The sequence below is a fragment of the Amorphoplanes friuliensis DSM 7358 genome, from assembly GCF_000494755.1.
In the GTDB taxonomy this organism is placed as follows: domain Bacteria; phylum Actinomycetota; class Actinomycetes; order Mycobacteriales; family Micromonosporaceae; genus Actinoplanes; species Actinoplanes friuliensis.
Genome location: NC_022657.1, coordinates 8,684,042 through 8,710,807, shown reverse-complemented (window position 1 = coordinate 8,710,807; position 26,766 = coordinate 8,684,042). Strand labels below are relative to the sequence as shown.

The 26,766-nt window shown below is 70.3% G+C and carries 25 protein-coding genes and 1 tRNA gene; 17 read left to right on the top strand and 9 right to left on the bottom strand.

From position 1 onward, the window contains the following. Window positions 1-6: 6 nt before the first annotated feature. The 3 genes from AFR_RS48250 to AFR_RS40110 all read right to left on the bottom strand — a co-directional run bounded on the left by AFR_RS48250 (window position 7) and on the right by AFR_RS40110 (window position 1,697). On the bottom strand, window positions 7-249 hold the full coding sequence (locus tag AFR_RS48250; protein WP_023562571.1) for a hypothetical protein: 243 nt from the start codon (window positions 247-249) through the stop codon (window positions 7-9). 409 nt (window positions 250-658) lie between these two features. Further along, on the bottom strand, window positions 659-1,021 hold the full coding sequence (locus AFR_RS40115) for an FmdB family zinc ribbon protein (protein WP_023562570.1): 363 nt from the start codon (window positions 1,019-1,021) through the stop codon (window positions 659-661). A gap of 70 nt (window positions 1,022-1,091) precedes the next feature. Further along, entirely contained in the window at window positions 1,092-1,697 is a 606-nt protein-coding gene (locus tag AFR_RS40110) for a 5-formyltetrahydrofolate cyclo-ligase (protein ID WP_023562569.1), read from the bottom strand. A gap of 81 nt (window positions 1,698-1,778) precedes the next feature. Here AFR_RS40110 and AFR_RS40105 point away from each other — a divergent pair, with 81 nt between their 5' ends. From AFR_RS40105 to AFR_RS40050, 12 genes are all read left to right on the top strand, one after another. After that, a complete protein-coding gene (locus tag AFR_RS40105; protein WP_041841500.1) occupies window positions 1,779-3,887 on the top strand; it encodes a diguanylate cyclase in 2,109 nt (702 codons plus the stop codon). 51 nt (window positions 3,888-3,938) lie between these two features. Next, window positions 3,939-4,853 carry a UTP--glucose-1-phosphate uridylyltransferase gene (locus tag AFR_RS40100; RefSeq protein ID WP_148308348.1) on the top strand — a complete coding sequence of 305 codons (915 nt, stop codon included), beginning with the start codon at window positions 3,939-3,941 and terminating at the stop codon, window positions 4,851-4,853. Continuing rightward, the gene (locus tag AFR_RS40095; protein ID WP_023562566.1) at window positions 4,850-6,160 is read left to right on the top strand and encodes a molybdopterin molybdotransferase MoeA; all 1,311 of its coding nucleotides are present in this window, start codon (window positions 4,850-4,852) and stop codon (window positions 6,158-6,160) included. The genes AFR_RS40100 and AFR_RS40095 overlap by 4 nt, the downstream gene beginning before the upstream one ends. Continuing rightward, entirely contained in the window at window positions 6,160-6,798 is a 639-nt protein-coding gene (locus AFR_RS40090) for a GNAT family N-acetyltransferase (RefSeq protein WP_023562565.1), read from the top strand. Before AFR_RS40095 ends, AFR_RS40090 begins: the two co-directional genes overlap by 1 nt. A gap of 141 nt (window positions 6,799-6,939) precedes the next feature. Then, window positions 6,940-7,722, top strand: coding sequence for a divisome protein SepX/GlpR (gene sepX, locus AFR_RS40085; protein ID WP_023562564.1), 783 nt, complete (start codon window positions 6,940-6,942; stop codon window positions 7,720-7,722). Window positions 7,723-7,805: 83 nt separating this feature from the next. Next, window positions 7,806-7,879, top strand: a tRNA-Ala gene (locus AFR_RS40080). 98 nt (window positions 7,880-7,977) lie between these two features. Beyond that, a complete protein-coding gene (locus tag AFR_RS40075; protein ID WP_041841498.1) occupies window positions 7,978-8,529 on the top strand; it encodes a hypothetical protein in 552 nt (183 codons plus the stop codon). A 12-nt stretch (window positions 8,530-8,541) separates the two neighbouring features. Further along, entirely contained in the window at window positions 8,542-9,114 is a 573-nt protein-coding gene (locus AFR_RS40070) for a dihydrofolate reductase family protein (RefSeq protein WP_023562562.1), read from the top strand. Between the two features lie 37 nt (window positions 9,115-9,151). Next, window positions 9,152-9,541 (top strand): VOC family protein, encoded by a 390-nt coding sequence (locus AFR_RS40065; protein ID WP_041841497.1) that lies wholly within the window; start codon window positions 9,152-9,154, stop codon window positions 9,539-9,541. A gap of 74 nt (window positions 9,542-9,615) precedes the next feature. Continuing rightward, entirely contained in the window at window positions 9,616-10,377 is a 762-nt protein-coding gene (locus AFR_RS40060) for a phosphodiesterase (RefSeq protein ID WP_023562560.1), read from the top strand. Window positions 10,378-10,454: 77 nt separating this feature from the next. After that, the gene (locus AFR_RS40055) at window positions 10,455-10,820 is read left to right on the top strand and encodes a VOC family protein (RefSeq protein ID WP_023562559.1); all 366 of its coding nucleotides are present in this window, start codon (window positions 10,455-10,457) and stop codon (window positions 10,818-10,820) included. 81 nt (window positions 10,821-10,901) lie between these two features. Then, window positions 10,902-12,125 carry a GAF domain-containing sensor histidine kinase gene (locus AFR_RS40050; protein ID WP_023562558.1) on the top strand — a complete coding sequence of 408 codons (1,224 nt, stop codon included), beginning with the start codon at window positions 10,902-10,904 and terminating at the stop codon, window positions 12,123-12,125. Between the two features lie 47 nt (window positions 12,126-12,172). On the opposite strand, the gene AFR_RS40045 is transcribed toward AFR_RS40050, so the two are convergent. The 3 genes from AFR_RS40045 to AFR_RS40035 all read right to left on the bottom strand — a co-directional run bounded on the left by AFR_RS40045 (window position 12,173) and on the right by AFR_RS40035 (window position 17,652). Further along, a complete protein-coding gene (locus AFR_RS40045) occupies window positions 12,173-14,614 on the bottom strand; it encodes a bifunctional polysaccharide deacetylase/glycosyltransferase family 2 protein (protein ID WP_023562557.1) in 2,442 nt (813 codons plus the stop codon). Continuing rightward, window positions 14,611-15,480, bottom strand: coding sequence for a superantigen-like protein SSL4 (locus tag AFR_RS47345; RefSeq protein ID WP_023562556.1), 870 nt, complete (start codon window positions 15,478-15,480; stop codon window positions 14,611-14,613). The genes AFR_RS40045 and AFR_RS47345 overlap by 4 nt, the downstream gene beginning before the upstream one ends. A gap of 582 nt (window positions 15,481-16,062) precedes the next feature. Further along, window positions 16,063-17,652: a dolichyl-phosphate-mannose--protein mannosyltransferase gene (locus AFR_RS40035; RefSeq protein WP_023562555.1), complete on the bottom strand. Its 1,590-nt coding sequence runs from the start codon at window positions 17,650-17,652 to the stop codon at window positions 16,063-16,065. A gap of 73 nt (window positions 17,653-17,725) precedes the next feature. Here AFR_RS40035 and rsmI point away from each other — a divergent pair, with 73 nt between their 5' ends. Continuing rightward, a complete protein-coding gene (rsmI, locus tag AFR_RS40030) occupies window positions 17,726-18,610 on the top strand; it encodes a 16S rRNA (cytidine(1402)-2'-O)-methyltransferase (RefSeq protein WP_238547195.1) in 885 nt (294 codons plus the stop codon). Here rsmI and AFR_RS40025 read toward each other — a convergent pair. Next, window positions 18,604-19,869 carry a hypothetical protein gene (locus AFR_RS40025; RefSeq protein ID WP_023562553.1) on the bottom strand — a complete coding sequence of 422 codons (1,266 nt, stop codon included), beginning with the start codon at window positions 19,867-19,869 and terminating at the stop codon, window positions 18,604-18,606. The genes rsmI and AFR_RS40025 overlap by 7 nt on opposite strands. 110 nt (window positions 19,870-19,979) lie before the next feature. Between AFR_RS40025 and metG the strand changes: the two genes are divergently transcribed. Beyond that, window positions 19,980-21,776, top strand: coding sequence for a methionine--tRNA ligase (gene metG, locus AFR_RS40020; protein WP_023562552.1), 1,797 nt, complete (start codon window positions 19,980-19,982; stop codon window positions 21,774-21,776). Window positions 21,777-21,959: 183 nt separating this feature from the next. Further along, entirely contained in the window at window positions 21,960-23,267 is a 1,308-nt protein-coding gene (locus AFR_RS46530) for a PKD domain-containing protein (RefSeq protein WP_023562551.1), read from the top strand. Between the two features lie 58 nt (window positions 23,268-23,325). Here the strand turns inward: AFR_RS46530 and AFR_RS40005 are convergent, their stop codons facing one another. Then, complete coding sequence (locus AFR_RS40005) at window positions 23,326-24,360, bottom strand: hypothetical protein (protein WP_023562550.1); 1,035 nt, start codon at window positions 24,358-24,360, stop codon at window positions 23,326-23,328. 102 nt (window positions 24,361-24,462) lie between these two features. Between AFR_RS40005 and AFR_RS40000 the strand changes: the two genes are divergently transcribed. Beyond that, entirely contained in the window at window positions 24,463-25,371 is a 909-nt protein-coding gene (locus AFR_RS40000; protein WP_023562549.1) for a TatD family hydrolase, read from the top strand. Here the strand turns inward: AFR_RS40000 and AFR_RS39995 are convergent. Next, window positions 25,356-25,775: a hypothetical protein gene (locus AFR_RS39995; protein ID WP_023562548.1), complete on the bottom strand. Its 420-nt coding sequence runs from the start codon at window positions 25,773-25,775 to the stop codon at window positions 25,356-25,358. The genes AFR_RS40000 and AFR_RS39995 overlap by 16 nt on opposite strands. An 82-nt stretch (window positions 25,776-25,857) precedes the next feature. Between AFR_RS39995 and rsmA the strand changes: the two genes are divergently transcribed. Then, on the top strand, window positions 25,858-26,757 hold the full coding sequence (gene rsmA, locus AFR_RS39990) for a 16S rRNA (adenine(1518)-N(6)/adenine(1519)-N(6))-dimethyltransferase RsmA (RefSeq protein ID WP_041841495.1): 900 nt from the start codon (window positions 25,858-25,860) through the stop codon (window positions 26,755-26,757). Window positions 26,758-26,766 lie beyond the last annotated feature (9 nt).

The window sequence follows — 26,766 nt, the reverse complement described above, 5'->3', positions numbered from 1 at the left end:
CCGGCGTCAACCGTCCGGGCGGATGAGGACCGCGTAACCGCGGCCGGCGCCCGTCACTGTGCGCTGCGCTTCTGCGGGTGTCAGCGCCAGGAGGAGCCCGCCCAGCGACGGGTCGTCCGCGCCGGTCACGTCGAGCACCAGGGCGGCGGTGGCTATCGCTTCGGCGTCCTCGTCCACCCGGAAAAGATCGACGTGGTCGCCCGGGCGGATGAGCCCGAGAGCCGACGGCTCCGCCAGCCGGACCGGCACGCCGACCCTCCCTGGCGGCACGGCAGGCCGACCCGGAGCTGAAGGCTGCCCCGGCACCGACGAGCGGGGCTGTCCGGCACCCTTCGGCGGCGGCCTGCCGTCTGCGACTGGGCAAATGGGGGCCTCCGCAGGCCCGGCGAGGGCTGTCGAGGGTGTGCAGGTCTCTGGGCGTGACCACAGCACGATGGCGGCCGTTGCCAGGAGGGCGGCGACGACCGAGAGCTTCAGGAGGGTTGCCCGGCCGGGGCGGCGCCAGCGGACCGGGTCCAGGCGTGGTTCGCCGCGCATTTTCCGCCCCCGTCCCGCCTGGTTGTCAGGGGCAGGACGGTAGGCGGATGCGGCACATCCCGGTGGTCGTCCTGTGGACAACCCCGGGATGTGGACAACTCGGCGGCAAGCGCCGGGTCTGCTAAGACGAAGAAGAAGACGACGTCGACGAAGAAGCCGACGACGTCGACGAGGAAGAAGACGACGAGGACGCGGGTGTCGTCGACGCCGGGGTGGTCGACGACGACGAGTCCGACGACTTGCTGTCGGAGGACGAGGAAGAGGCGGCCGCGGCCGGCTTCTCCGCCTTCTCGGCGCCCACGTTGCCGGAGCGGGAGTCGTTGCGGTAGAAGCCCGAGCCCTTGAAGACGATGCCGACCGAGTTGAAGACCTTGCGGAGCTTGCCGCTGCAGTTCGGGCATTCGGTCAGTGCCGGGTCGGAGAAGGACTGCACCGCTTCGAGCTGCTCGCCACACTCGGTGCAGGCGTACTGGTACGTGGGCACTGGTCGTCCTCCGCATTGCTCATGGCTTGGCACTCGCCGTCTAGGAGTGCCAATGCTCCGTCATCGGAGTTTATTTCGTCCAGTCGGTGGTGTCGCTGAGACCCTCGGACGGTGTGACGACGGCGTGGACGCGGCGGTCGTGCGGCTCGCCCGGGACCGAGGCCAGGAGCTCGCCGTCGTGCAGGAGGGCAACCTTGAACGCCCTGCGTGCGCGGGCCAGAGCCCGGTCGTAGGAGCCGCCGCCCCGGCCCATCCGCAGGCCGGACCGGTCGACGGCCAGGGCGGGCACCACCAGCAGTGCTGCCTGGGCGATCGCGTCGGCGCCGAGGCGGGGTCCGACGGGTTCCAGCAGGCCACGGGGGCCGGGTCGCAGGGACTCCGGCCCGTCGTAGCGCACCCAGTCGAGGTCGTTGTCGGGGAGCAGGACGGGTAGCAACAGGTGGCCGGCCAGTACGGAAGGCAGATCGGGTCCGCCGGGTTCGGAGCCCACCGGGACGTAGCCGCCGATGATCGTGGGCTGCTGTACGCGTACCAGATCGGTGAGGACGGCTTGGACCGCGGCCGCGGCGGAAACGCGGGTTTCCGGGGGGAGTGATCTACGGGCTGCGAGCAGCTGATTGCGGAGCGCGACCTTCGCGGTTCGAGATTTTTCCGCTCCACCGGGGAAATCCGGCATGCAACACCCCCTTTTGAAAAGCGGCAAACGGTGCACACTATGTCAGCATCGCTCCAAAGAAGGCCACTTCCAGGAGGACGTGTGACTCTGCGTGGCCGACTTACTACCGCTTTTTTGGCGGTCGTGCTCGGTCCTGTTCTGCTCGGGTCCTTCTTTGTCGGGATGACCGTCGCCACGGTGAGCCAGGATCGGACGGTCGAGCGACTCGATCATGCCGCGACGACGGTGCGGACCGCTGTCGGGGCGATGTGCCGGCAGTTGCAGGCTGCCGCCGACGCGGTGGCCGTGCTGCCCGAGGAGGCCCGGCGGCCCGCTGCCGACCAGCTCGTCACGCGCGGCCTGGCGTCGGAGATCCGGATCGGTCCCGAGGGTTCGGCCGATCAGCGTGACTGCGCCGCCCCGGCTGCCGGTGGGTCCGTCACCGCGATCGTCGCGCGGGCTCGCCAGGGTGAGATCACGGTGTCCGCCGCCCAGCGTCTCGACGCGGGCTTCGTGAACAGGCTGGCCGCGTCCAGCGGGGCCGAGGTGACCTTGCTGGCCGGCGACAGTCCGGGAGCCGGGCCGGCGCTGAGTTCCGAGACCGACCGGGTGAGCAGACGGGTTGCGGCGGCGCTGCCCGGGAGCATGACCAGACGCGGACATCACCATGTGCGGGGCATCCCGGCCGAGCCCGGTCAGCCGCTGCCGCTCGCGGTCTCGGTGCCGAGCTCCGACCCGATGTCGCTCTACGCGTTCCTGCTCGGCGGGGTGGTGATCGTCGCCTGTGGGGCGATCGTGGTCGCCCGCCGGCTGGCCCGGTCGACGACCCGGCCGCTCGAGGAGCTGGTCTGGGCCGTCGGCAAGGTGGCCGACGGTGAACTGGGCACCCGGGTGCCGGTCGGTCGCGACGACGAGCTCGGCAAACTGGCCGGGACGTTCAACCGCATGACCCGTGAGCTGCAGTCCTACGTGCAGGCGCTCACCGCCAGCCGGGACCAGCTGCGCGGCCACCTGGCGATCCTCGGCGACACCCTCTCCAGCACCCACGACCTGCACCGGATCCTGCAGGTGATCCTGCAGACCGCGCTGTCCGCGACCGGTGCGCGTGCGGGCATCGTCCTGCTCCTCGACCCGGTGGACGGCCGGCTCGTGGCCCGCTGCGCCGAAGGGCTGACCGGTCGCTGGGACGTGCCCGAGGCCGACCTGCCGGCGCTGCGCATGACTCCGGGCGCGGGCGTCCTGGGTGCGGTCGCGGCCACCGGTGAACCGCGGCGCGGCAGCTTCGGGCCGGGTGCCGGCGCTCTCGACGAGCCGGCCTGCCGGACCTACGTGGCCGTGCCGATCTGCGCCCCGGCGACCGTCGGCGACCCGCTGGTGCCTGGTGACGCCCTGGTCAGCGGGCAACCGGCGACGCTGGGGGTGCTCGCCCTCTACGACCGGCTCGGCGGCGACGAGTTCGACGACGCCGACCTGCTCACCCTGCGGACCTTCGCGGGTCAGGCCGGTGTGGCCGTGCACAACGTCCGGGTGCACGAGGAGGCACAACGGCTCTCCCTGACGGATCCCCTGACCGGGCTCTGGAACTACCGCTACCTGCGGGAATCGCTGCGCCGCGAGGTCGAGCGGGCCAGCCGGTTCGGGCGGATGCTGACCGTCCTCGTGCTCGACCTGGACCACTTCAAGGCCGTCAACGACACGTACGGGCACGCCGCCGGCGACACCGTGCTGGGTGAGTTCGCCCGGCGGATCCGGATCGGGCTGCGCGAGGTGGACGTGGCGTTCCGGCAGGGTGGCGAGGAGTTCGTGGTGCTGCTGCCGGAGACCGACGCGTACGGCGGGGTGATCGTGGCCGAGCGGCTGGGTGCGGCTGTCCGGGACATCCCGGTGCCCATCGATCCACGGCGGCAGGATTCGGTGACCGGATTGCCCCTGGATCGGGTCTCGATCAGCGTGTCGATCGGCATAGCCGTTTATCCCGAGCACGGAACAACGGCACAGCAGGTCCTCGATGCGGCAGACGACGCCCTTTATGCGGCGAAGAATGCGGGAAGAGACACGTATCGACTGGCCGAGAGTGTGCCGTTGCCGGCAACAGGTGTGACGGAAACCGCGGTTTCGGCAGGCGTACCGGAAGGGCAATTCGATCAAACGGCCGGACCAGACGTGTCGTCCGGCGGGCCACAACCGCCGCGACAAGGCCGTGGCCGATAGTCTCGCGGCATGTCCGGGCATGACTTGAGCGAAGGTGCGGTGACCCCTGCGATGACGACCAAGGCCCAAACGAGCGGCCGTCGAGCGGTGAAGGCCGTCATTCCGGCAGCCGGGCTTGCGACCCGTTTCCTGCCGGCGACAAAAGCCGTCCCCAAGGAGCTCCTGCCCGTTGTGGACCGCCCGGTTCTGCAGTACATCGTGGAGGAAGCCGCCGCGGCGGGCATCTCCGACGTACTGCTGGTGACCGGTCGTGGCAAGACGTCGATGGTGGACCACTTCGACCGGCGACCCGACGTCGAGGCGCGGCTCGAGGAGAAGGGCGACCTCGAACGGCTCGCGGCTGTCCGGCGTACCAGTGAGCTCGCCGACATCTACACGTGCCGTCAGGGTGAGCCGCTCGGGCTCGGTCACGCCGTGGGCGTGGCCGCCTCGCACATCGGGGACAACGCCTTCGCGGTGCTGCTCGGCGACGAGTTCGTCGAGGAGGACAAGCCGCTGCTGCCCGCCATGCTGGATTTGCAGGCCCAGACCGGTGGCATCGTGCTCGCGTTCATGGAGGTCAAGCCCGAGGAGACCTCCCGGTACGGCATTGCTTCCGTCTCGCCGTCCGACCTGGGCGAGGACGTCGTCGAGGTGACCGGGCTGGTCGAGAAGCCGTCGCCGGAGGAGTCGCCCAGCAACCTCGCCGTCCTCGGCCGCTACATCCTGCCCGCGAAGATCTTCGACGCGATCAAGGACACCAAGCCGGGCAGCGGCGGTGAGATCCAGCTGACCGACGCGATGGCCACGCTCCTCGCCGACGGGACGCCGGTGCACGGCATCATCTACCGCGGACACCGCTACGACACCGGCATGCCCCTCGGCTACCTGCAGGCGGTTGTCGAGCTGGCGGCCAAGCGCGAGGACCTGGGCGAGGAGTTCCGGGCCTGGCTCGGCGAGTTCGTCGCCGGCGGTGCCCGGGGATGACCGCTACGGCCGATGCCGAGGCGGCCGCCAACGAGCTGATGCCTCTCGCCGAATACCTGGGCAGCGTGCTGCGCAGGTTACGGCCGCTGCCTCCGCTCGACCTCGACCTCACCCAGGCGCACGGCAACGTCCTCGCGAACGACGTGCTGGCCCCGCACCCGTACCCGGCCTTCGACCAGTCGGCCATCGACGGGTACGCGGCCCGCTGGGAGGACCTTGCCGCCGCCGGGCGGATCGGATCACACCCGTCGTTCGGCGCGTTCGAGGGCGGGCCGCGACCGGTCCGCCTGAACGTCGTCGGTGACCTCGGCGCCGCCAGCTGGCGACCGGTGCGGCTGACGCCGGGAACGTGTTTTTCGGTGGCGGCCGGTGCGCCGCTGCCGATCGGCGCCGACGTCGTCGTGCCGGTGCACTGGACCGATCAGGGCATGGCGGCCGTCGAGATCATGCACGCGCCCAAACGGGGTTCCGGCGTCCGGCGGGCGGGCGACGAACTGCCCGTCGGCCGGGTGCTGGCCCCCGCCGGCTCGTACGTGACGCCGTCGATGGTCGCGGTTTTTGCCGCCTCCGGCATCGGGCACGTGGTCGTCCGCCCCAGCCCGCGCGTCGTGGTCGTGGCCACCGGTGACGAACTCGTCGACGTCGGCCGGCCCAGCCAGCCCGGGCAGGTCGTGGACGCCAACTCCCACGCGCTGACCGCGGCGGCCGTCGAGGCGGGTGCTCTCGCGTACAGGATCGGGATCTGCGACGACGACCCCGAAGGACTCCGGGGGTTGCTCGAGGACCAGACGCTGCGGGCCGATCTCATCATCACCACCGGAGGCACCGGTACGGGTCCGGGCGACATGTTGCGCCGCGTCCTGTCCCGCCGTGACCACGGGCGCGGCACGGTCGAGTTCACCGACGTGGCGCTCTGCCCGGGTGCGACCCTCGGCTTCGGCACCGTCGGCGGTGAGGAAGTGCCCGTCGTCTGCCTGCCCGGCGAGCCCGGTGCCGCCCTCATCGGCTTCGAGGTGCTCGCCCGGCCCGTCATCCAGCTGCTCGCCGGCTCCGAACCGGTGTTCCGCACGAGCGTCAAGGCACACCTGCTCGAAACCGTCTCCTCACCCGGCGGGCTCCGCGAGTTCCGGCCCGCGCACGTCGCCGAACGGCGCGGCGGCGGTTACACTGTGCAGCCGCTCGCCGGAGGGCCGTACACTCTGTCCGGCCTCGCCGAAGCCAACGGACTGCTGGTGCTCGGGGAGCGGGTCACCTCGGCGGCAGCCGGGTCGACCGTCGACGTGTTGCTGCTCGACCGGAGGCGATGATGCTGGGGTCCACCCCCGGATGGCCTGCCGTCCTGGCGGACGGGCCCGTGCTGCTCAGGCCGTACCGCCGCAGTGACGCGCGCGCCTGGGCCGAAGTCCGCATCGCCAATCAGGCGTGGCTGAGCCCGTGGGAGTCGTCCCCGCCCGGCCCCTGGGCCGAGATGAACTCCGCCCGCGCCTACCTCTACGTCTACCGCGACATGAAACGTGCGGCCCGGCGCGGCGACAGCATGCCGTTTGCGGTCTGCCTGCGCGAGAACGGCGACGAACGCCTGGTCGGCCACATCAACCTCGGCAGCATCGTCCGGCGGGCGTTCAGTTCCGCGTACGTCGGGTACTGGGTCGACGCCCGGGTCGCGGGTCGTGGTGTCATCCCGACCGCCCTGGCCCTCGCCGTCGACCACGCGTTCGGGGCCGGTGGCCTGCACCGCGTCGAGATCAACATCCGCCCCGAGAACGGCCCCAGCCGGCGTGTCGTCGAAAAACTGGGCTTCCGTGAAGAGGCGTACCACCCGCGGTACATGCATATCGACGGCGCCTGGCGCGACCACCTGGGATATGCCATGACCAGCGAAGAGGTGTCGGCCGAAGGTGGCCTGGTCGCCCGCTGGCGAAGGTTGCGCGCCGACGCAAAATGATCATCGGGACGGTACCGCCCCGGCGCGGCGCGCCGATATAGGCAGCTCCCGCCCGTAGCCTCGGGGAGATTAGGACTTTTGTGCGTCCGGGCCACCCGGACGTGTCAAAGCTGACCTGTAAGGCTGACGGGAGGAGTGAGGGTGCCGACCTCGGTACTCCTCGCCGTCCTCGCCGCAGCCGGGCTGCTCGCCCTCGCACCGGCGCTCGTTCGCCGTTACGACGCCACCGAGCGCCTGGCGGCGGAGCGGGCGTCGTCGACGGCTCGGGTGCTGCAGCGCCGCCGTCGGCTCCGCAGCGTGCCCGGACGCCGACCGGTAAACCCCGGCCGCCAGTATCTGGTTACGTCGCGGACCCTAACGGGTGATCCTGCGCCGGTCTCCGCCGCCCCCGTCTCGGCTCCACCGGCCCGGCGGCTCCGCCTCGTCCCGGCCCGCGGACGGGTCCGCCGGCCGCCCGTCCGCAAACGCCAGACCCCCGCGGTGGTCCGCCGCCGCCGCGTCTTCGCCGCGCTCCTCCTCCTGAACCTGATCGAGCTGGTCGGCGTCCTCGCGGTCGGCCCGGGCTTCTGGATCAGCTTCGCCGTGACCGGCACCCTGCTCGGCATCTACCTCGTCCACCTGCGCAACCGCGCCATCGCGGACAGGCACCGCCGCCGCCTCGAAGCCCGCGAGGCCGCCTGGCTCGCGGCCCGGCAGGCCGAGGTACGCCGCGAGCAGGCCCGCCGTGCAGCCGCCCGCCGCGAAGCTCAGCGCCGCCTCGCCGCCCAGAAGGAAGCGGTCCGCCGCGCGGCCATGGGCCTCGACCGCGACCCGTCCGACCTCCCGGCGGCCGTCAACGGCGGCTCTGTGTCCTACCGGCGCGGCGGCGGCCTCCGCGGCCGCGCCTACGAAGCCGGCGGCCGCGGCTCCTCCCACCCCGCCTGACGATCTCTCCCGGCGTGCCGGGGAGGGTGATTCGCAAGCCGGCCGGGAGACCTGTTAGCCTTGCTGCGGTCCTGAAGGACCGGGGGGCTGTGGCGCAGTCTGGTAGCGCACCTCGTTCGCATCGAGGGGGTCTGGGGTTCAAATCCCCACAGCTCCACCCCGAAAAAGAGGCTGTTTCCGGTGACGGAAGCAGCCTTTTTTGTGTCCCGGGCAATCGTCCGGTGTCTGCAACCAAGTGGGTTCAGGCTGGTGGCTGTGTCTATCCGTGGCTGGCAGCTTGCGGGGGCGGGGCTGGTGGTCCTGGCGCTCGTGGCCGCTGGGGCGTTCGCCCTCCGGCCCCGGGGCTCGACCGAGGCGGTTGTCTCGACGTGCCTGCGTCTTGAAGCGTCCGATGAGCAGCAGGCCGCCGCAGAAGAGGCGTTGTGTGACCGGCGAGCGTTGGACGAAGCTCGGCGGGCGCCGGTGCCGGCCGGGGCCGTGCAGGACTCTTCCGCGACGGACATCTACAAGGCGTTGAACAAGGCGATCTGCCATCCGCCCGGCGGGTCGATCTGCCGCCGGGGGAGCCGGCCTCAGCCGGCCACCGACGCGGATGTGGGGGTGGTTCGACAGATCATCGCGGATCTGCGTTTCGGCGATGCCGTGGTTCGCCTTTCGGGTCCCGGGGATCCCGCGCCGGATGGTGCGGTGGTCTACGGCGTGCGTCTCGGTGGGTCTTACTGCGCGGTCTCCTATGTGCAGATGGGAGTGGGCGCTTACCCGGGGGACGTGCGCGGGCTGCTTCCGAACGGGCAGTGCCTGGCGTGACAGCATGGTGCGATGCGAAAGCTGACCTACTACATCGCGACGTCGATCGACGGGTTCATTGCCGGGCCGGGTGGGGAGTTCGACTTCTTCGGGTTCGAGGGTGATTTTGCCGCTGCGATTCTGGAGGAGTTTCCCGAGACCTTGCCGGCGGCTGCGCGGGAGCCTCTCGGGCTCATCGATGTGGCGAACAAGCGGTTCGACACCGTTCTCATGGGGCGGGGGACCTACGAGCCCGGCCTGGCGGTCGGCATGACCAGCCCGTACTCGCAGCTGCGGCAGTACGTCTTCTCGCGGACGCTGACCAGCGACGCCCCGGATGTGGAGATCGTCGGTGGGGATCCGGTCGGGTTCGTGCGGAAGCTCAAGCAGGAGGACGGGCTCGGGATCTGGCTGTGCGGTGGCGGGAAACTCGCGGCCGAGCTGCGCGACGAGATCGACGAGCTGATCGTGAAGATCAATCCGCTGGTGCTCGGTGCGGGGATCCCGCTCTTCGCCGGGGACTTCCGGCCCGATCAGCTGCGACTCGTCGAGTCCCGGACCTTCGAGACCGGCACCATCATCGCAACGTATGCGAGACGTTCCTAGCGATGCGCTGCCGCGCGTACGTTGGCAGACTGGCTTGATGTTGGGACGGAATTCATCGCATTTCTGGGGCGTGGTCCTCGAGGCCCGCGAACCGCTGGAGCTCGCTCGCTTCTATGCCGCCTTGATGGAATGGGAAATCGTCAAGGACGAGCCGGATTTTGTCGGTGTCGCGCCGATGGGCAGTCATGTCGAATATCTGGCTGTGCAGCGGTCGGCGGGCTACGAGCGGCCGACCTGGCCCGACGAAGCCGGCCACCAGCAGATGATGATGCATCTCGACATCGAGGTCCCGGATCTCGAGCGGGCGGTCACGGCGGCAGTGTCGGTCGGCGCGACCGAGGCGGCCCATCAGCCCCAGAAGAGCGTCCGGGTCATGATCGACCCGGCCGGTCATCCGTTCTGCCTGTACGTGGACGGCAGCTCCTGATCGTCCTGTTGCCGACGCTGTAGGAGTTACGACCTTTTGGTTGTGCCGGACGCGCAGCGCCGGATCATGGCGGCATGACGTCGTTCATCGCGCAGCTCAGCGACTCGCACATCACCACCGGGCCGTTGAGCGGGGGGCCCGCCGCCGGGTTGCAGCTCGCCCTTGCCCGGGTCATGGCCCTCGACCCCCGGCCGGACTGCGTCGTCATCACCGGGGACCTCACCGATCACGGCCGGCCGGACGAGTACGCCGCCCTGCGCGAGATCATCGGGAGTTTCCCGCTGCCGCTGCACCTGACCACCGGCAACCATGACGACCGGGTGGCGCTGCTCGATGTCTTCGGCGGGGAGGCGTACTACCTGGTCGAATACCCGGAGTTCACCGTCGTGGCGCTGGACTCGCTGATTCCCGGATCGCCGGCCGGTGAGCTCGGTGCGGAGCAGCTCGCGTGGCTCGACCAGGTGCTCGGGCGGCGGCCCGGGATGCCCGTGCTGATCGGTCTGCATCATCCGCCGGTGCCGGTCGGCATCCGGTTTCTCGACAACATGCGGCTGCGTGACGGTGAGACCCTGCGCGAGGTCGTCTCCGGGCACTCCAACGTCGTCCGGGTGATGGCCGGGCACGTGCACCGGACGATCACGACGGGCTTCGCGGGCAGTCTCCTGACCATCGCGCCCAGTCTGTGGCGGCAGGCGGGACTGCTGTTCAATTCGGACGAGCCGCCCGGTTACCTGGCCGAGCCCACGGGTTTTCTGCTGCACATGATCGACGGTCCTGACTGCGTCACCCACACCGTGCCGGTCAGTCACACGGCTGCTCTGCTCGGCGCATATTGACCACCGCTCGGCGCACCGGATCAAGAAATGTCGCACGTCGGATATACGGTCGTCATGGGCTGTGAGAGGGGCTGATCATGATCGACCATGTCATCCTCGGGGTGCATCACCTCGACGAGAGCAAGCATTTTTACGAGAATGCCCTGCGTCCGCTCGGGTGCAAGGTCGTGGCGGAGAAGCCTGAGCTCATCGGTTTCGGTGACGACAGCGGCCGTCCGTTCTTCTGGCTGGCGGTGCGGGAGCCCTCGCACCGGGTCCATGTCGCCTTCACCGCCCCCGACCGGGCCGCCGTCGACGCGTTCCACGCCGCGGCGCTGCTCGCCGGGGGTGTGGACAACGGGCCGCCGGGCCTGCGGCCGGACTATCACGAGAACTACTACGGCGCGTTCGCCTTCGACGCCGACGGCAACAACATCGAGGCTGTCTGCCACCGGCCGGCCTGAGCCTCCGGGCAGAAGTTGGCAAAAGGCGAGGATCGCTACTTTTGGGTGGTATTCCTGGAGTGTCTCCAGGAGGTGACAGTCATGCCAGCACTCCTGCCCGGCAACGAAGCCGACCGGCTCGCCGCCCTCTACGAACTCAACGTGCTCGACAGTCCGCCCGAGAAGGACTTCGACGACATCGTCAAGCTCGCTTCGACCGTGTGCGGCGTCCCGATGTCGCTCGTCAGCCTGATCGACGTCGACCGTCAGTGGTTCAAGGCCAAGATCGGCACCGATCTGACCGAGACCCCGCGCGACCTGTCGTTCTGCTCGCAGGCGATCCTCGGCCGTGACCTGCTCGTGGTGCCGGACGTCAAGGAGGACGCCCGCTTCGCCGGGCACCCGGCGGTCGGGGACGGTCGCGGTGTCCGGTTCTACGCCGGAGCGCCGCTGATCACCAGCGACGGGTTCGCCCTGGGCGCGCTGTGTGTGCTCGACTCCGTGCCGCGCCGGCTGGACGACGAGCAGTTGCAGGCGCTGCGCGCGCTGGCCCGGCAGGTCACGTCGCAGCTGGAGCTGCGCCGATATGCCACTGCGCTGGTCAACACCACCGCGCGGCTCCAGGAGCTGGAACGTCGCAAGGACGACCTGGCCGGGCTGGTCGGCGGCAAGCTGCGAGCGCCGCTGCGGCTGATGCGCTCCTATCTGTCCGAACTCGGCAACACCGGCTTCCACAACGCCGAGATGGCCGATCTGGTCGGCCGGGCCACCTCGGCGCACGTCCGTGGTCTCACCGACCTGCTCGACCACCTGTCGTCGATGGCGGACGCCGGTCACGGCGCTGACAGCTTGCACATGCGCGAGATCGATCTGACCCGGCTGACCCAGCGCGCGGTCGAGGCGGTCCGGCCGATCGCGGCGACGAAGCAGATCTGGATCCTCAACCAGGCCGGCGGGCCGTCCCTCCCGATCATCGCCGATCCGGTACGCCTGGAGCAGGTCCTCATGCACCTGCTGTTCGCGGCGGTCAAGTACACGCCGGAGGGTGGCCGGGTGCGCGTCGGCACGGAGATGGAGTCCGGCCCGACCGTGCGCCTGGACGACATGGACATGCCCGACGGGATGCGCCCGGACCTGTTCCCGCACCTGTACTACGGCGCGATCGCCAATCCGGCTGTCGTTCCCGATCCCGACCGCGGTCTGGCTGTCGCGAAGCGGATCCTGGACGCCCACCACGCGACGGTGGCCCTCTCGGACCGCCCCGGCGACGGCACGTCCCTGCACGTGGTGTTCCCGACGGCGGAACGCGAACTGATCGACGCGTGAAGGCCCTGCACCCGCCCGGCTGCAGTTCGGGCGGGTGCAGGACCCTGTTACGCCCCGCGTGTGAACACGGGACCGGATCCGCCGGCCGGGGGCGAGCCGGCTGACGGCAGATCATCGGGGTCGTACGCGGCGTCGGGGTCGTACCGCGGGAGGCTCTGCGTAGGCACCGGCGGGCGAGCGGTGGCCCGTCCCGCGGCCGGGTGTGCCGGATCCTGGAGCTGATCCAGCACCGGCGGCCAGGTGTCGACGGCGGGTGCGACACCCTGGCTGGGCACGACGGGTGACTGGGGAATCATGGCGGCCTCCGTGGCGGCGTTCCGCGCACCGGTGAGCCCGGCGCGGTGCAGCTTGTGCCAGCGCAACCGGCCGCCGGTCATGGCGGTCAGCGCCGACTGGATCAACACCAGATACATCAACTGCCGGTACGCGAACTGTTGCAACGGCAGTCGCCACAGCGGCCGCAACGACTCGTGGTCGAAGCGGAACGCCACCGCGGCGGTGAACATCTGCAGTGCGAGCATCAGGCCCCAGGCCTTCAACGTCGCACTGAGCTCCCAGAACACCAGCCCGTAGACGAGCATGATGTCGACGACGGGTGCCAGCAGCGGCAACGCGACCCCGAACAGCGCCAGGAACGGCAGCCCGACGCGGCCGAAACGACCGGAGTCGCCGGAGTCGGTCAGCGCCTTGCGGTGCTTCCACATCGCCTGCATGGTCCCGTAGCTCCACCTGTAGCGCTGGCGGTAGAGCTGTTCGAGGGTGGTCGGCGCCTCGGTCCAGGCCTTGGCCCGCTCCTCGTAGACGACCCGCCAGCCGGCCCGGCACAGCGCCATCGTCACGTCGGTGTCCTCGGCCAGCGTCTCGTCGCTGACCCCGCCGACCTCGGCCAGGGCGGAGCGGCGGAACGCGCCGATGGCACCCGGCACGGTGGGCATGCAGTTCAGCACCTCGTAGAGACGCCGGTCGAGGTTGAAGCCGATCACGTACTCGATGTGCTGCCAGCCGGCGACCAGCGTGTCGCGGTTGCCGACCTTGACGTTGCCGGCCACCGCGCCGACGGCCGGGCTGGCGAAGGGCTGCACGAGCATCCGTACCGAGTCGGGCTCGAAGATCGTGTCGCCGTCGACGGTGACGATGAGATCGTGCCGGGCCAGGGCGATTCCGGTGTTCAGGGCATTCGCCTTGCCGCCGTTCGGCACGCGGATCACGCGGACGTTGGGCAGGCGCAACTGCTCGACGATCGCCGCCGTGCCGTCGGTGCTGCCGTCGTCGACGACCACCACCTCGATGTCCGGGTAATCGCCGCCGGCCAGCGAGCGGACGGCAGCCTCGATGCCCTCCTTCTCGTTGTAGGCGGGCACGATCACCGAAACCGGTTCGGTCACCGGCGGACCCCAGGTCCAGCCGGGCTTGCGGCGCTGCCGGGCGTGCCGGGTGGCGAGCAGCAGGAGCAGTGTCGTACGCCCGATGGTCAGCAGCCCGACGATCAGGAAGAGGCCTGCGAGCCCCCACACCATGCCGTCCGCCAGCCGTACGGTCCAGAGCAGACCCGCCCCCCGCAGCCGGTCCGTCGAACTGGCCTGCGGATTGACCGGCAGCGGCGGCACCGCCGCGGCCTTGCCCCGCTCCTGCTCGGCGATGGAGACGTTCAGGCCCTCGGTGACCGTGGTGAAGCGGTACCCGCGGGCCTTCATCATCGGGATGAAGACCTTGAGCGCCGCCAGCGTCTGCGAGCGGTCGCCACCGGAGTCGTGGAACAGGATCACCGCGGAGGTGTCGTCGGGCGGGGTGGCGTTGCGGACGATCTGCGCGACGCCGGGACGCTGCCAGTCCTCGCTGTCCATGTCGTTCACGACGACCAGGTAGCCCTGCTTGCCGGCGTCCTTGATGATCTTCCAGTTCACCTCGTCGATCGCCTGCGGTTTCGACGAGTACGGGAACCGGACCAGATTGGTGTGCACGTTCGCCGCCTGCGCGATCGCCACCTGGGTCTGCGACAGCTCGAAGTTGCGCCGCCACGGCGCGATGCGCTGCATGTTCGGGTGGGTGAACGTGTGCAGCCCGAGCTCGCTGCCCTCGGTGGTGATCCGCCTGGTCAGTTCCGGGTGGCGTGCGACCTCGGAGCCGACGACGAAGAACGTGCCGTGGGCGTCGTTCTCCCTCAGCACGTCGAGGACCTTCGGCGTCCAGTTCGGGTCGGGCCCGTCGTCGAAGGTGAGCGCGATCGTGCGTTCCGGGAGACGGTTGGAGCTCTCCTGGCCGCCGGTCGTGTTGATGATCGGGCCGCCGTTGCGGATCGCCGCGGGCACGCCGGCCTGGTCACCGACCTCGGACTCGACGTGGTCGCTGGTGAACTCGGCGTTGATGTACGCCTGCACCACCAGCACACCGACGAAGAGGCTGATCAGCAGGATGCCGAGGACCACCCGGGGGCGCGGCAGCAGGCGGCGCCGGGAACGGTTGGGTCTGCGGTTACGGCGACCCGTCATGCCGCGCCCTCGCCGCTGCTGGGTTCGGGCTCGGGCTCGGGCTCAGCGGCCGGCGGCTTCGGGGCGGGCGCGTCGTCGGCCGGCGCACTGACAGGCGAACCGCCCCCACCGGAGCCGCTCGAGCCGCCGGAGCCGCCAGAGCCGCTCGAGCCGCCGGACCCGGACCCGCCGGACCCGCCGGACCCGCCGGACCCGCTGGAGCTGTCAGAGCCGCCACCGGAGCCGCTCGAGCCACCGGATCCACCGGACCCACCCGAACCGCTTCCGGAGCCTTCGGAGCCGCCACCCGAGCCACCCGAGCCGCCGCCCGTACCGGGAACGGCCGGGGGAGCGGGCGGGACCGGCGGCGGGATCACCGGCGGGTTGTCCGGCGCGGGCGTCGTCTCGCTGGGCTCCGGTTCGGCCGGCTTGGTCGTCCCCGACTCGGCCGGCTTCGGCGTGGCCGAGTTGCTGGGCTTGGGGGTCACGCCCTTGGTCGGGGTCCTGGTCGCCCGCGGGGTCGCGGACGCCGACCGCGGTGTGACGGTCCGCGCCTCGGTCGTCCGGGTGACCGGTGCTCCCCGGCGGGGGAAGACCTCGAGGATGGGCTGGGTGCTCGCCTTGGTGGCGACCGGCTCCGGTGTGGGGCTGGGCCGGGCCACGACAAGGTCCTCTTCGTCCTTGTCGTCCGTCAGGTCGGGCAGGGGCAGCACGGCGCTGGAGCTGACCGGTCCACCGGCCAGGCTGACGCTGATGAGTCCCCCGTAGACCATGCAGAGGGCGCCGAAGCCGTAGGCGACCCGCTTCAGCAGGCGCCGGCGGCGTCCGGTCGAGTCCACGAACACCGGCGAGGGGTGCGCGACGACGATCACCTCGGTGTCAGGCATGTCGACGTCAGCGAATGGCGGGTTATTGGGCTCCTGCACTGTCACGCGGCGAGCTTAAGAACATCTTCCGCAGATCTTGGGACGTGTCACCGGAATGAATGACGTCCGAAGGTGGGACCGGAATCAGCCGAAACGGTGACCATTCACGTTTGACCTGATGGCGATGCTGTGCACCACTATTTCGGTGCCCCTTGCTGACCTGCGGAAGGCGGCCCGGATGGTAAAGGTTACGCCGTTTCCGGCCGCTATTTGCTGTCTCATTGCCGACTCATCCGGGCGCCATTATCCGAATGCCATTCACGAGGTGTTAAGTGGCATTGAACCCAATTAAACCCAATGTGCGGTTTGTCGCATTGGAACGACGCGTGCTTGCCTGGTCACAGTCTGATCTCCGACCGGCGGCAAGTTTCCGGACAACTGAGTAAGTCCACCCGTTGTGTCCACCATCGGCGGTCGTTAAGCTTCACCTGCGCGCTCCTATCGCCCGCTTCCCCCGTGGCAGGCGATCGGGGCGCGCACCTAATTCCACAAGAAACGCCCGCCGCTACGAAGCGGCGGGCGTTTCTGTGTTCGAGCAGGCGATCAGATCCAGCGTCCGCCCAGCCACATGCGGGCCGACCAGTCCTGATAGGGCAGAAGCTGGCCCACGAAGATCGGATAGAAGTAGGCAAAACACAGCGCGACCAGCAACACGTAGACGCCGACCACCACGGTGCCGATCAGCTGTCTGTCGGTGCGTCCCGAGCCGGTGACCAACCCCGCCGGTGGCGTCATGATCGCCCCGAGGGCGTAGACGACGGCCAGGATCAGGAACGGCAGCGCCGGCAGCACGTAGAACGCGAACATCGTCCGGCCGTCGGCCACCGCGTAGTAGAACCAGGGCAGCAGGCCGGCAACGACGCCCGTACCGATGGCAAAAGCGCGCCAGTCACGCCGGGCGATGCCGAACCAGACGAGCGCGGCCAGGGCGGGCAGGAACGACCACCAGAGGATCGGCGTCCCCAGCAGCAGGATCTCGGCGGCGCAGCTGGGCGCCCCGCAGTTGCCGTTGCCGTTCCAGTAGAAGGCCACCGGGCGGCCCAGCAGCAGCCACTGCCACGGCCACGACTGGTAGACGTGCCGGTCGGTCAAGCCGCTGTGGAAGCTGTACGCCTGGGCGTGGTAGTGCATGAGGTTGAGCAGGGCGCCCAGGACCGGCGGCTCGCTGAGGCCGTTCGCCTCCCGGTAGTGCCGGAAGTAGCCGGTGTCGGTGACGAACCACCCGATCCACGTGGCCAGGTAGAAGACGATCGACAGGGCGAAGCTGAGCAGCAGGTAGCCCAGGTCGCCGAGGATGCCACCGAGGAACGGCCGCCGGACACCTGCGGACCGCCGGGCCTGGACCCGCCACACGACCACGAGCATGGCGAAGAACGGTGCGAAGAACAGCGCGCTCCACTTGACGCCGCAGGCGAGGCCGAAGAGCACACCGGCGGTCAGCAGCCACCCCGGGAAGACACGGGGCAGCCGGCGCGCGGTGGCCGGGTCGTAGCCGTTCTCCAGCGCATGCAGCCAGCGTCTGCGGTAGTGGTCACGGTCCAGCACCAGCGCTGCGAACGTGGCCAGCACGAACAGGCCGAGGAAGATGTCGAGCAGCGACGTGCGCGAGAGCACCAGCTGGAAACCGTCGAGCGTCATCAGCAGACCCGCGACACCGGCCAGGACGATCGAGTGGAACATCCGGTAGGCGACGCGGATCAGGATGAGGACCATCAGCGTGCCGGCGATCGCGCCGGAGATGCGCCAGCCGAACTCGTTGTTGCCGAAGATCTTCTCGCCGAGCGCGATCATCCACTTGCCGAGCGGCGGATGCACCACGTACGCCGGGCCGTTGGTCTTCTCGTCCCACTCCACGCCGTGCTGGAGCATGTCCCAGGCGTCGGTCGGGTAGTAGACCTCGTCGAAGATGTAGCCCTTGGGCCGGTCGAGGCCGACCAGCCGCAGGATGGCCGCGACGGCCACGATCAGGCCCGTGATCAGCCACGAGTACGGGTTCCACCAGTTGTCCAGCGTTGCCAGCCGGCGGCGGACGGCATCGGGCACGCCCCGCAGCCCGGTGGCCGCCGCCTCGTCCGGCGGGGCCTCCGCGGGAGCGGGTCCGGTGGTGTCAGTCTCAGCCGTCGCCGAAGTCACTCCGCGATCGTAGGCTGCCGGGGAAGAGCACGGCGCCCGGAGCCCGCGCGTCTTCGTGTGATGCACTTCTTCCGTGGCTGAGACCGTGGCGGAGACAGGTACGGGCCGGGTGGTCCTGGTCGGCGCGCCGCTCGGCAACGTCGGTGACGCGTCCACGCGCCTGCGCGAGGTGCTGGCGACGGCCGACGTGGTCGCTGCCGAGGACACCCGCCGGCTGTTGCGGCTGGCCCGCGACCTGGACGTCACCGTCGCGGGGCGCATCGTGTCGTACTTCGAGGGCAACGAGGAGCGGCGGACGCCGGACCTGGTCGAGTCCCTGCGGGGTGGTGCCGTGGTCGCGGTGGTCACCGACGGCGGCATGCCGAGCGTCTCAGACCCCGGATATCGCCTGGTCAGGGCCGCTCTCGATGCCGGGTTCCCGGTCACTGCGGCACCCGGGCCCAGCGCCGTCACCACCGCCCTGGCGCTCTCCGGGCTCCCCAGCGACCGTTTCTGCTTCGAGGGCTTCTTACCGCGTACGGGATCAGGGCGGCGGTCCCGCCTGCGGGAGTTGATCGCCGAGCCACGCACGCTGGTCTTCTTCGAGGCGCCGCACCGGATCACCGCTGCGCTGAAGGACTTCGCCGCGACCTTCGGGGCCGACCGGGACGCCGCGGTCTGCCGTGAGCTGACGAAGACCTACGAGGAGATCCGCCGCGGCCCGCTCGGTGAGCTCGCGGAGTGGTCGGCCGAGGCCGGGCCGCGCGGCGAGATCACCGTGGTCGTCGCGGGTGCTCCCGCCGGTCCGGCCGAGCGGCCCGCCGACGAGGACCTCCGCGCCGAGGTCGCCGAGCGGGAGGCCGCCGGCGCCACCCGGCGCGACGCGATCCAGGCCGTGGCCGACGTCCACGGGCTGCGTAAACGAGAGGTCTACGCGCTGGTCCACGCGGAGGGAAGCGCTCCGAGGACCGCTCAGTAGGCGACGAAGAGGAAACCGCCGAGCAGCACCAGCGGTCCCGCCATGCTCATCAGCAGCGCACCCCGCCGGGCCCGGGCGGTCTCCAGGCGGCGCGCACCGGTCAGCCCGGCGATGCCCAGCCCGCAGAGCAGCACGAGCACAAAACTCAGCGCCCACCGCAGGTGGACGAGCACACCGGTGTCACCCACGTATGCCTGGCGGCTCTCGCTGCTGACCATCCGGGCAGGCGCGGTCGAGCCGGTGGCCCGCTGAGCGGGATCGACCCCGAGCAGAGCAAGATCATCGACCCGGTACGCGCCACTGGCGGCGATGAACTGCCCCGAGCAGCGCTGCGTGACGCCGGAGCCGGTGCACGCCGACACCGTGACCGCACCCTCGTCGCCGTGTCCGACGGCGAGCCAGAACGGTTCGGCGCTGACCCACGCGAAGAACGCCGCGACGAGCCCCAGCGCGACGAGCCCGAACAGGCCGGGTGCGGGCCGGCGCGGATCGCGGGGGCGCCGGCGCGGCGGCTGCCCGGCGTTCGCGAGCTTCTCGCGGGTCTCCGGCGGCGGCCAGGCCTGCGTCGGGTTCTCCTCGGTGCGGTTCTCGCCGCCGGCCTGCCAGAAGGGTGAGGTCTCGAGGAGAGCTGAGGCGCGCTCCTGGCGTACCCGATCCTGCAGTGCGCGGTCCGCCCGGGCCCGGTCGGCCCGGGCGCGGCCCAGCCGGGAGAGGCCGGAGGGCGGCTGGCCGGGCACGGGGCCGCGTTCCAGGGCCACCGTCGGCCGGTTGCGGTCCGGCTCGGGCAGGATCATGACCTCTTGTACGGGCTCCGGCCGCGGCTGTTCGGTCGCGACGGGCTGTTCCTTCGGGATGGCGGCGAGCAGGTCGATGATCGTCGGCTCGTGCTCCGGCCCGGTCGCCCGCGGCTGTTCCTTGCCCCTGGCGGTGTAGACCGTGCCGTCGCCGGCGGTGTTGAAGCGCTCGTCGTCCACCTTGTGGTGGTCCTGCTCGACGGGTTTGCGGGACTCACCGCTCAGCGCCGCGGCGACGTCCTGCGCACCGGCCTGGTGCGCCTCGGCGGCCTCACCGGAGTGGTCGGCGGTCCGGGGCGGTTCGAGCACGGGAGCACCGGCCGGGCGGCGGCGCGGGTGCCGGGGGCTCTCGGCCGACGGGTCCTCGGAGTCACCCCGCCAGAAGGCGGTCTCGGGGTCGGCGTACGACCACGGGTTGGCCTCGTTACGAGGAGTTTCCCCAGGCTGTGGCGCGTCACCCGTCATGTCTCCCATTGGACTACGGCTTCCCGCAGTGATCAGGGAGATCACGGGGCGTGTCGGGACAAAAAGGGTGGCCTGCGAGCCGGGCTCCCCGGTCACTACGCTTGGTACCCATGAGTCACGTTCTCGCCGCGGTCGCCTGGCCCTACGCCAACGGTCCGCGCCACATCGGTCATGTCTCCGGCTTCGGAGTCCCCTCCGACGTTTTCAGCCGGTACATGCGGATGTCCGGTCACGACGTGCTCATGGTCTCGGGCACGGACGAGCACGGCACGCCGATCCAGGTCCAGGCGGACGCGGACGGTGTCACGCCGCGTGAGCTCGCCGACCGCTACAACCGTGTGATCGTCGAGGACCTGCACGGCCTGGGCCTCTCCTACGACCTGTTCACCCGGACCACGACCCGCAACCACTACGCGGTCGTGCAGGAGCTGTTCACCGGTCTCTACGACAACGGGTACATCGTCGCCAAGACCACGCTGGGCGCGATCTCGCCGTCGACCGGCCGCACCCTGCCGGACCGCTACATCGAGGGCACCTGCCCCATCTGCGGGTACGACGCCGCCCGCGGTGACCAGTGCGACAACTGCGGCAACCAGCTCGACCCCGAGCAGCTGATCAACCCGCGCTCGCGGATCAACGGCGAGACCCCGAAGTTCGTGGAGACCGAGCACTTCTTCCTCGACCTGCCGGCGTTCGCCCAGTCGCTCGGCAAGTGGCTCGACGCGCGGGAGGGCTGGCGCCCGAACGTCCTCAAGTTCTCCCGCAACCTGCTCGACGACCTGCAGCCCCGGGCCATCACCCGCGACCTCGAGTGGGGCATCCCGATCCCGCTGGAGGGCTGGGAGGACCGTGCCGACAAGCGCATCTACGTGTGGTTCGACGCCGTCATCGGTTATCTGTCGGCGTCCATCGAGTGGGCCCGCCGTTCCGGTGACCCGGAGGCCTGGCGGCAGTGGTGGGCGGCCGACGCGCAGGGCAAGGACGCGCTCGGTTACTACTTCATGGGCAAGGACAACATCGTCTTCCACTCGGTGATCTGGCCGTCGCTGCTGCTGGGTTACTCCGGGGCGGGCGACAAGGGCGGCGAGCCGGGCTCGCTCGGTGCCCTGAACCTCCCCACCGAGGTGGTCTCCAGCGAGTACCTGACGATGGAGGGCAAGAAGTTCTCGTCGTCGCGCAAGGTGGTCATCTACGTCCGCGACTTCCTGGAGCGGTACGACGCCGACGCGCTGCGCTACTTCATCGCGGCCGCCGGGCCGGAGTCCAACGACACCGACTTCACCTGGGCGGAGTTCGTCCGGCGCAACAACGACGAGCTGGTCGCGGGCTGGGGCAACCTGGTCAACCGGTCGATCTCGATGGCGGCGAAGAACTTCGGTGAGATCCCGCCGGCGCTCGACCTGACGCCGGAGGACCTCGCGCTGCTGGAGACCTCGAAGGCCGGCTTCACGTCGGTCGGCGAGCTGATCGGCAAGCACCGGCAGAAGGCGGCGATCGGCGAGGCCATGCGGATCGTGGCGGAGGCCAACAAGTACCTCTCCGACCAGGCGCCGTGGAAGCTCAAGGACGAGGCCACCAAGCCGCGCATGGGCACGATCCTGCACGTGGCGCTCCAGGCGATCAGCGACGCCAACACCCTGCTGACACCTTTCCTCCCGCACTCGGCGCAGAAGGTGCACGAGCTGCTCGGCGGTACGGGTGTGCACGCGCCGATGCCGTCCATCGTGGAGGTCGACGATCTGGACGGCGGCCCGGGTTACCCGGTGTTGACCGGCGACTACACCGTCGGCGCGCGCTGGGAGTCGGTGCCGCTGGTGGCCGGAACGCCGCTGGTCGCGCCGAAGCCGGTCTTCCGCAAGCTCGACCCCTCGGTGATCGAGGAGGAGCTGGAACGCCTCGAATCCTGAGGTGTGAACTAACGCACGTCCATGCCTGACCCGAAAGTGGATTGATCCCTGTTGTGGGTGTCGGGTACCTTCAGCGCCGGACCACGGGGGATACACACGCGTTTCATCGGTACGGTTGCGTCCTGACGCAGCCGCACCGATGTCATGCGTCTCCTTCGTAGGCCACCCCCTCGAAGGAGATCGATGAACCCACGTCTCACGCGTCCGCTCCTGGCCATCGCCATCAGCGGCGCGATGTTCGCGGGCGGTGCCGTTGTCGCCTCGCCCGCCTTCGCCGACCCGAGCGGCGCCCGCGAGTCCTCCACCGACGCCCTTTCGGTGCTGGAGGACCCGACCGGCGAGCCGACCCCGGAGCCGACGGCGACCACGGAGCCCACCCCGGAGCCGACCGCCACCACGGAGCCGACCCCGGAGCCCACGGCCACCACGGACCCGACGCCGGAGCCCACGGCGACGACCGACCCGACCCCGGACCCGACGGTCACGACCGACCCGACCCCGGAGCCAACCGCGACGACGACCCCGGCCCCGGACCCGACGGTCACGACCGACCCGGCGGACACCACCGCGCCGGTCGGCAAGTTCTCGCTGAACACCACGGCCCTGTGGATCGGTCAGGTCGTCTCCCTCACCCAGGGCGCCGTCACCGACAACAAGAGCGCGGCCACCCAGATCACCCGCACGGTGAACTGGGGCGACGGCACGTCCAGCACGCTGCCGGCGAACACCTCGGCGTTCAAGCACAAGTACGCGAAGAACGGCCGCTTCACGGTTGTCGTCACGCTGAAGGACGCCGCGGGCAACACCAGCAAGGCCACCGCGCCGAGCTCGACCGTCGCGGTCACCACCCCCGGCAAGTTCAAGCTCAGCAAGTACTCGGTGTGGAGCGGTGAGTCGTTCAAGCTCACCATCTCCAACGTGCCGGCCGGCACCACCAAGCTCACCCTGGACTGGGGCGACGGCTGGGTGCAGAACCTCAAGGCCCGCAACCAGACCGTCAGCGGGTACTACTACCACCGCAAGAACGGCGGTCTGATCAAGGGTGCGATCACCCTGAAGACCACGTTCACCAACAAGTACGGCGCCACCTCGGCGATCTACTCCGGCAAGGTCACGGTCAAGACGGACTCGTGGAAGCCGGTCGTCAAGGTCAAGAAGCCGTCCAGCTCGGACCGCATCAAGTCGTGGAAGACGGTCACCGGTACCTCGTCCGACAAGGGCTCCGGCGCGCCGTACGTCTACGTCTGGGGCACCCGGATCAGCGGCAGCAAGGTCTACTGCACCAACTCGAAGAAGAAGTGGGTCCGCGTCAACTCGGACGCCGACTTCGGCAAGTGCACCGCGATCACCGTCAAGGTGTCCAAGGGCAAGTGGAAGATGTCGCTGCCCGGTGTCGCCAAGGGCACGCTCTACATCGATGCCCGCACCTGGGACTGGGCCGACAACGCCAGCAAGTGGTCCACGGTGAAGGCCAAGATCACTCGTAGCTGACGCTCCGGAACACCATGAGCCGGTGCCGCCCCTCGGGGTGGCACCGGCTTCGTGCTGCTCAGAGCTCGTACGCCAGCTCGGCGACGTGGTGGTCGACCAGCTCGCGGACGGGCGCCCACACCTCGTAGACGCCGCGCTCGTAGCAGCGGGCACCCACGGCGGAGACCGTGTCGGCGTCCGGGCGGATCAGCCGCAGCCGCGCCCAGCTGTCGTCACGCTGCAGCACCCAGCACGGCACGGTCCGCCACAGGGCCTGCTCGGCCCGGCGGCTCAGCGTCGTCACCGGGTAGCGGGCGGCCCGGGTCAGCGCCCGCACCCGGAACTCCTCCGGCGGGTCGGCGACGGCCTGGTACTCGTGCTCGTTGATGCGGCCGACCAGACGCGCCGAACCGGCATCGGTGCACGGGACGTACTCGCGGTCGGGGCTCACCCCGGGCACACCGTCGAGCAGGTGCCGCCAGCGTGGACCGGCCAGCCGCAGCCAGCCGTGCTGCTCGGGCTGGTACGTGTACAGCACAACCTCGTCACCCGTACCGGGGTAGGCGAGGAGCTGGGCGTTCGCGGGCAGCGGCAGGTCGGCAAAGCCGGCGGTGACGAACTCCGGGATGAGGTCGTCGGTGCTCGGTGTGAAACCGGTGCCGAGCACCATCGGGCCGACCCGCGAGTGTGCCGGCAGCGCCGACAGTCCGCTCTGGACCTCTGCCATCGGGGTCTCGTAGTCGACCGGATCCACGGCACGCCAGCGCAGCGCGTAGGCCACGTCGGAGTCCGAGGCGCCGTCCGTGCGCAGCAGCGACAGCTCGGCCGGCGTCCGCAGGTGGGCGATGTCGCAGGCGCGGTAACAGAAGCCGTACGGGAGCCAGCCGGCCAGATGACCGGCGAGCTGGGCCGCGGAGAGGACCTTCATCATCCGGGTGCCGCGGCGGACCGCGGCGGTCGACCGGATCCGCTGCAGGACGGCGTCGTCCCGGTGACCGGCGGACTGCGTCATCGACTGGACCCTGTCCCAGGTCAGGTCGCGGCGCAGCGGCGCCATCAGGGGCGGCTCCAGAGGGTCGGTGCCGACAGCGGTTTCCTCACCGGTCACGGTCACGGGTGGAAGCTAGGCCCTGAGGGTGGACTTCAAGTGAACGCAGGGTTACTCCCGGTCCGGGTGAAAAAACTCTCACCGACGGATATGTGATCCTGAACGACGATGAACAGCACTCCACCTTCCGAATCGCGCAAGGCGCGGGCCGCCCGGCGTGCGGGGGAGTTCCCTCCCGCACCCGAGCCGCTGGCCGTACCCGTCTTCGACAGCCACACCCATCTCGACATCACCGTGCACGAGGCCGGCGTTCCCGGCGGGGCGGACGCGGGTGACCCGGTCGAGGCTCTGATCACCGCGGCGGCGAAGGCCGGTGTCGACCGGCTGATGCAGGTCGGCGTCGACGTGGTGTCCTCCCGCTGGGGCGCCGAACTGGCCGCCCGGCACCCGTCGGTGCTCGCCGCCGTGGCGCTGCACCCGAACGAGGCGCCCCGGCTGTCCGATCTGGACTCGGCACTGCGGGAGATCGAGGCGCTCGCGGCCGAGCCCCGGGTGCGGGGCCTGGGTGAGACCGGGCTCGACACCTTCCGTACGGGCGACGAGGGCCGTGCGGCGCAGGAGCTGAGCTTCCGCGCCCACATCGCCATCGCCAAGCGGTACGCCAAGCCCCTGATCATCCACGACCGCGAGGCCCACGCCGACGTGCTGCGCGTGCTCGACGAGGAGGGTGCTCCCGACGTCGTGGTGCTGCACTGCTTCTCGGGGGACGCCGACTTCGCGGCCGAGTGCGTACGCCGGGGATACCTGCTCAGCTTCGCCGGGACGGTCACCTTCGCCAGCGCCACCAACCTGCGTGAGGCGGCCGTGCTCACCCCGCCGGAGCAGATGCTGGTGGAGACCGACGCGCCCTACCTGACACCGGTGCCGCACCGGGGACGCCCGAACGCGTCCTATCTGATCCCGCTGACCATGCGCGCCCTGGCCGAGACCACCGGCCGGGACCTCGACACCCTGTGCGCGGCCGTCTCGGCCAACGGCGAACGTGTCTTCGGCCCCTGGACTCAGTCCAGCGGGTAGGCGGCGCAGTCGAGCTGCTCGCCGAGACCACCGAGCAGCTTGGCGAACGCCGTGGGCGCCGCCGCGAGCGGACCCCGGGAGACGAACCGGACCGCCCAGCGGTGCCCCGGCGCGACGTTGAAGATGCGGTGGACCACCAGCGACCCACGGTCGTCGGCCTCGACGTTGGTGACCCCGCGGTACCACCACTCGCCCTGCTGGGCGATCGAACGCGCCCCGCGGTCCAGGGTGACGGTGATGGTGCTGCCCTCGAGCGTGACCGTGAACTCGTCACCCCGGGCCGGGCGGGCGGAACCGGTGCCGGCGAGCGGCGACCGCCCGCCGGGCCGCGCGTCGAGCAGCACGTCGGCGACCTTGTCCGGTGTCGCCTCGACCACGCCCCGCAGCGCGAGCAGCTCCGTCATGTCCTCGTTCTACCGTGCCGGACCCGGTCACCGCTGCCCCGTGACCGACCGTCACCCCCGGGCAGCCGTAGGCTCTGACCTCATGGCTGACGCACTCCTCGGCCCGGCGGAGATCCGGGAGCTCGCCGCGCGCCTCGGTGTCGCGCCGACCAAGAAGCTCGGCCAGAACTTCGTGCACGACCCGAACACCGTCCGCCGCATCGTCGCCGCGGCCGGGCTGACCGCTGCCGACGTGGTCCTCGAGGTCGGCCCCGGGCTCGGCTCGCTGACCCTGGGCCTGCTCGGTGCGGCCGCCCACGTCCACGCCGTCGAGCTGGACCCGGTCCTGGCCGCCGCCCTCCCGGAGACCGTCGCCGAGCGCTCCGACCCGGCCAAACTGACCGTGCACCACGCCGACGCCCTGCGCATCAAGGGCAGCACGCTGAGCCCGGCGCCGACCATGCTGGTCGCCAACCTGCCCTACAACGTCGCGGTCCCGGTCGTGCTCCACCTGCTCGCCGAGCTCCCCAGCCTCCGCGGCGGCCTGGTGATGGTCCAGAAGGAGGTCGCCGACCGGCTCGTCGCCGGTCCCGGCTCCAAGGTGTACGGCGTCCCCTCGGTCAAGCTCGCCTGGTACTCCACCGCGCGCGCCGCCGGCAAGGTCCCGCCCGCGGTGTTCTGGCCCGTGCCGAACGTCGACTCCGGGCTGGTCGCCTTCACCCGCCGCGACGTGCCCGCCGACGTCGAACGCCGCCTGGTCTTCCAGATCGTCGACGCGGCCTTCGCCCAGCGCCGCAAGACCCTGCGGGCCGCCCTGGCCGGCTGGGCCGGTGGCGCCGAAACAGCCGAGAAGCTGCTCGTGGCGGCCGGCGTGAGCCCGCAGGCTCGCGGCGAGTCCCTCACGGTGGAGCAGTTCGCCGCAATCGCGGCTGCCGCCGTCACGGCAGGCCACACCGGTAAGCTCAGCCCGTCCAGCAGACGCCACGAGGAGGTGGACTCATGACCGCGCAAC